The sequence below is a fragment of the Phaeovulum sp. genome (assembly GCF_041596715.1).
In the GTDB taxonomy this organism is placed as follows: Bacteria; Pseudomonadota; Alphaproteobacteria; order Rhodobacterales; family Rhodobacteraceae; genus UBA6213.
Map to the genome: position 1 here is coordinate 1 of NZ_JBFHIA010000282.1, position 3,497 is coordinate 3,497.

Annotated in this window: 4 protein-coding genes; 1 reads left to right on the forward strand and 3 read right to left on the reverse strand. The window is 61.9% G+C overall.

The window, feature by feature from the left end:
- The coding region (locus ABY403_RS14625) for a sugar phosphate isomerase/epimerase family protein (RefSeq protein ID WP_372841556.1) at positions 1-782 on the reverse strand (782 nt) is incomplete at its 3' end.
- Positions 779-1,690, reverse strand: coding sequence for a hydroxymethylglutaryl-CoA lyase (locus ABY403_RS14630; RefSeq protein ID WP_372841557.1), 912 nt, complete (start codon positions 1,688-1,690; stop codon positions 779-781). The genes ABY403_RS14625 and ABY403_RS14630, both read right to left, overlap by 4 nt.
- 134 nt (positions 1,691-1,824) lie before the next feature.
- Between ABY403_RS14630 and ABY403_RS14635 the strand changes: the two genes are divergently transcribed.
- Positions 1,825-2,733 (forward strand): LysR substrate-binding domain-containing protein, encoded by a 909-nt coding sequence (locus ABY403_RS14635; RefSeq protein ID WP_372841558.1) that lies wholly within the window; start codon positions 1,825-1,827, stop codon positions 2,731-2,733.
- Positions 2,734-2,815: 82 nt separating this feature from the next.
- Here the strand turns inward: ABY403_RS14635 and ABY403_RS14640 are convergent, their stop codons facing one another.
- Positions 2,816-3,205, reverse strand: a complete 390-nt coding sequence (locus ABY403_RS14640; RefSeq protein ID WP_372841559.1) for a bacteriohemerythrin — start codon at positions 3,203-3,205, stop codon at positions 2,816-2,818.
- Positions 3,206-3,497: the final 292 nt, after the last annotated feature.

Below are 3,497 nucleotides of genomic sequence, written 5' to 3' on the forward strand. Positions count from 1 at the left end.
AGGCAGCGGCGGGCGTGGCCCAGATGGCCAAGCTCTGCGCTGCGCTTTGCGTTCGGCAGTTCGATCGAAAGCGGCACCTGCGGCAGCAACGCGGCGAATGCCGCCAGGTCTATCGCGCCCTCGCCGGGGTAAAGTCGTGCCTCGCGGGCGATGTGCATCATCTCTTCGCGGCTGCCGGGTATGTCGGCGGGCGCGTCGCAGATGTGCAGAAAGTTGATCCAGTCGCGCCGCACCATGCGCAGATCAGACGGCCGCGCGCGGGTAAAGTGCCAATAGAGCGTATCGATCAGCAGCCCGGCGTTCGGCCGCCCCGCCGCGTCAAGCACCTCGACCGCGTCGGCGAGGTTTGCAAGGCGCGAAAAAGCGGGGAACTCAAGGTTGACCGTCAGCCCGAGTGGTGCGGCGAGTTCGCAGATTTCGCTGAACCGTTCCACGATGAAATCGCGGTCGTTGCGCACATTGGTCCATGCCGAGGCGATGACATGGCGTGCGCCCAGCTCTGCCCCGGCCTCAAAGGCGGGCACAAAGCTTTTCGGTTCGACCTCGCGCGATATGCGTGCCAATTCGATGTCGAAAAGCCGCAGGCCGGTTTCGGCAAGCGCCGCGCGGGTGCGCCGCAGCATCATGGGCGAAAGCAGATCTACCGTGGGCTCGCCGGGCACGCCAAGGTTGATGAGACGAAAGCTGACATAGTCATAGCCCGCCTCGGCGGCGATATGGGCCTGCTCGACCGGGGTGAGGCCCGGCACGGTAAGATAGGCAAGCGATACGGGCCGGTTCATGCGGTCACTCCTGTGTCGATATGGGCCATGCGGCCGGGCAGGGCGCGGCCAAGCCGCGCTTCCAACTCGCGCGTCAGCGCGCCAAGCGCGCGCTGGTCGATGCCGGTGGCCAAGCCCATTTCGGCCAGCGCATAGGCGGCATCTTCGGTGGCGATATTGCCGGTGGCCTTGGGAATGAACGGGCAGCCCCCAAGCCCGCCGAGGGCGGAATCAAAAATGCGCACACCCGCCTGCAAGCCTGCGACCATATTGGCCAGCCCCAACCCGCGAGTGTCGTGCAGATGCAGGCTAAGCGCGGTGGCATCGGGCAGCACATCGCGCAGGCGCGTGCAGAGGCCATATACCTGCACCGGGTTCGCAAGCCCCGCCGTATCGGCGATGTTGACCTCTTGCACACCGATTTCGCCATAGCTTTTGGCGATGTCTTCGACCCGCGCGGGGTCAATGCGCCCTTCAAAGCCGCAACCAAGCGCCGACTGGATACCTGCGCGCACCGCAATACCCTCGGCCAATGCCCGCTCGATGATTGGCGCAATCGCGGCGCGTGCCTCGGCGACCGACTTGTTCAGATTCTTGCGGCTATGGGTCTCTGACGCGGAAACCGAAATCGACAGATGTTTCACCCCCACCGCCAGCGCCCGATCCAGCCCCGCCATGTTCAGGATCAGAGCGGTGTAGGTGACGCCGGGCTTGGGCGAGAGTTGCGCGAACAGCGCATCGGTGTTGGCCATCTGCGGCACCCATTTGGGGTGCACGAAAGAGCCCAACTGAATCCGCTTCACCCCCGCCGCTTCCAGCCCGGCAAGGAAATGCAGCTTTTCATCCACCGAAAACGCGCGCGCCTCGTTCTGCAAGCCATCGCGCAGAAACTCATCCTCGATCAGGACGTTACCGCCGAAGTCATACATGCCGTGCTCCCTGTCCAGCCTCGGGGAGAGGCGCAGACCTTCGGCAAAATGCTAGGCTTGCGACAGCGTAACATCAAATATCGATATGGACATTGCAGAATACCAAATGTTAATTTTTGCGCCGGAGGTTCGCCATGCTGACACTCAGACAGATCGAGGTGATCCGCGCGATCATGCTGGCGGGTACGGTCAAGGGCGCGGCAGACCTGTTGGGCGTTTCCGCCCCCGGTATCAGCCGGGTGATGAAGCACACCGAGGGCCAGCTTGGCCTGCGGCTATTCTCGCGCAATCACGGCCGCTTTGTGCCCACCACCGAGGCGCATGGGATCTTTGCGCAAATCAACGAGGTATTCACCAAGGTCGAAAACCTACAATTTTCGATCGATGCGTTGAAAAAGGGGGTGGGGGGCGTGTTCTCCTTTGCCTCTGCGCCTTCGATTTCACAGCACATCCTGCCGCGCGCGGTCAAAAGGCTGCGGCAAAAGTTTCCCGCGCTGCGCATGAACATCAACATCCTCAAGATTGAGGAGACCATCGACTATCTGCTTTTGAAGAAGGGCGAAGTGGTGGCGATGAGCTTCAAGATCGACCATCCCGGTCTCGTTTCGTATCCGCTGGCGGCGGGGCGGCTGGTGGCATTGGTGCCAGAGGGCCACGCGCTTGCCGACAAGCGGGTGGTTTCGCTTGCGGAACTGGCCGCAGAGCCACTGATCGGCATCGACCCCGCAGACCCCTATGGCCAGATCCTCGCGGCCCCGTTTGGCGAGCATGGGCTGGCTTATGATCTGGCGATACAGGCGCGGTTTGGCCAGACGGTGGCCTCGCTGGTGGCGGCCAACCTTGGGGTGGCGGTGCTGGACGAGTTTTCGATGGCCGCCGCTGCAACCCCCGGCGTGGCGGTGCGCGCTATAGCCGAGCCAACCTCGTTCAAGACTTATGGCGTTTTCAATGCCGAGGTTTCGCGCTCGATCTTCGCAGATGAGTTGATCGAGTTCATCCGGCAGGAAATGCGCGCGGCAGTCGCGGCGCGGGGCAGGGGGTAGGGCCAACTGGCCTTGCGCCTTGCCCGATCAAGTGCTGCGCCACCTCACAGCGCGCCGCGGCGAATCGCGCAGTAGCCGCACATCACGGCGTGACCGATTTCAGCTGCACATCCACTCTGGCGATGTGGCTATCGAGCCAGTGATCTATCTTGTCTACAAGGACAAAAGCCATTCGCCTGTCGAAACCGTCGCGGTGAAACCGCGCTACTTCCTTGTCGATAAGCTTTGCGAAGGCGCAGTGTTCCTGCTTGTTCTGATTGGCGATCGGGCAGTGGCGCGCAAGCATACATTCTTCTTCGAATGAAAAATGGATCTTGGCATAGCTGCTCAGGAACTCGACGAACAGATCGTAGCCGCCTTCACCGTGGCCTGCCTCCAACGCTTCGCGGTAATGCTCGGAGGCGAGGAACAGCGTCTTGTGCTGCTCATCCACCTGTTCATTGCCTGTGGCATAGGCTTCGGTCCATTTCATTTCCGTGACCTTTCAATACCGGTCGCACACATGTCCCGCAGTCAGATCCGTTTCGAAGGCAGGGAAATTTCTGATTAATCTAATCATAATTGCCGGGAGTTGCGGAAGCAAGACCTTCGGGGCGGGCGCACGGAAGCCAGACCTTCCCACCGCCGACTCATTTCAGCGCAATAAAGCCGACACGAAGGGCCCGCAAGGCCGCTTGGCCGCGGCGTTTAGCCGGGTGCCGCATCGCGCCTGCGCGTCCGGGCCTTGCGCCAAGATGGCCGTCCCTGTGCGCCATAGTCGCCCC

Bases quoted from the DNA above. Each gene is read 5' to 3' on its own strand.
- ABY403_RS14630 (WP_372841557.1), bottom strand. From the start codon at position 1,690: ATGTATGACTTCGGCGGTAACGTCCTGATCGAGGATGAGTTTCTGCGC.
- ABY403_RS14635 (WP_372841558.1), top strand. From the start codon at position 1,825: ATGCTGACACTCAGACAGATCGAGGTGATCCGCGCGATCATGCTGGCG.
- ABY403_RS14640 (WP_372841559.1), bottom strand. From the start codon at position 3,205: ATGAAATGGACCGAAGCCTATGCCACAGGCAATGAACAGGTGGATGAG.